This window comes from Spirosoma terrae, from assembly GCF_010435915.1.
In the GTDB taxonomy this organism is placed as follows: Bacteria; Bacteroidota; Bacteroidia; order Cytophagales; family Spirosomataceae; genus Spirosoma; species Spirosoma terrae.
Genome location: NZ_JAAFZH010000040.1, coordinates 1 through 1458 on the forward strand (window position 1 = coordinate 1; position 1458 = coordinate 1458).

Annotated in this window: 1 protein-coding gene; it reads left to right on the forward strand. The window is 51.3% G+C overall.

What is annotated here, in order from left to right:
* The first annotated feature begins 102 nt into the window (after positions 1-102).
* Positions 103-1449, forward strand: a complete 1347-nt coding sequence (locus GK108_RS30935; protein WP_163955472.1) for a transposase — start codon at positions 103-105, stop codon at positions 1447-1449.
* Positions 1450-1458: the final 9 nt, after the last annotated feature.

Sequence of the window (1458 nt, forward strand, 5' to 3'; positions counted from 1 at the left end):
AAACATGAGTCATCCCGAATTTTGAGGGACTGACCAAACAAGAACCTCCTTTCTTAGCTTTGAGCATCACCACAACGCCAAAGCCAGAAAGGAGGTCTTTTTATGTCCAAGACATACCAACAAAAAAAAGGTATTCCTGCTCCAAAGTCAACTGCCGCTGCCTTTGTACGCACCAAAGCCCAGCGCTATCTCCAGCCCATTCAAGAAAACCTGTTGACCCAGATTGATAAGCGGCTGGTGGCCACCTTCACCACCTTGTTTTCCGCTATCCTACTTGTACGCAATACTAAGATGGGCCTGTTACTGAGCGAGTTGGGGAGCTATATAACCGGCTATGCGCACGCCCCGGCCGCTACCAAGCGGCTCAGCAATCTGTTGCGCTCTAAAAAATGGGACGCTTCACTGATTGATGCGTTCTTTTTCAAGCAGACGCAACGCCGAATCGCCCAATTGCTGGCCGCCAACAAACGTCCCTTATTGCTGTGGGATGATAGCCGCCTGGAAAAACCCGAGAGCTGGTTTGTCGAGGGGCTTTGCTCGGTGGAGAGCAGTAAGGCCAAACGCCTAACCAAGATCAAGAAAGGCTTTTTCAAGCCACCCACCGCCCGCATTTGTGTACCAGGTTTTCAGTGGACAGCTGTGCTGCTGAGTGCCTTGGGTGAAGCACCCAGTGTCTGCCAGATGAGTTGGTGGACCTCCCGGGGTAAGTACAAAGAAGTGGGGACCAACATCATGTTTCGGATGTTAAAAAAGCTACAGGCCTCCTTACCTCAAGCGGTGTTGCACGTGCTGGACCGGGGCTATGCTAGTGCCTGGACCATTGAGTGGATGCTTCATTTTGGCCAGGACTTTCTACTGCGTTGGAAAAAGAACCACCTGTTGATCCATACTCAGAAAGGTACCAAACAGACCCATCTGTTAGCCCGTAGCTGCAAAGTCCAAGGGCACAAACTGCTGCGGGATAAAGAGCGTAAGCTCACCAAACATGTCAGTGTGGGCTGGCTGAGGGTGCACCATCCTGAGTTTCCCAACCAGGAGCTGTTTCTTGTGGTGGTTGGGGACAAGAAAAGTCTTCAGCCACCGATGTATCTGCTGACGTCAATCGCTATTAAAACGGTCAAGGATGCCTGGCAGATGGTTCACAGTTATATGCACCGATGGCAAATTGAGCAGGCCTTCCGGGCAGGTAAAGCTGAGTTGGGTATGGAATCGCCCCGGCTCTGGTTTTGGGAAAACAGGCTCAAACTGTTGGCGATTGTGGCCTTAGTATACGACTTTTTGTTGTCGCTACTACGAAACTGGCCCCATTGGGTACCCCTTTTTCTCCAGCAGTGGGCGCCTAGAACCGGAAATCGGCACCGAACTGCTTCAGTGCCGATCTATCGATTGCGCATGGCCATCGCTAATGCTCTAATGGTCGCTTTCGCGCTCACTCAAAATTCGGGATGACTCATGTTT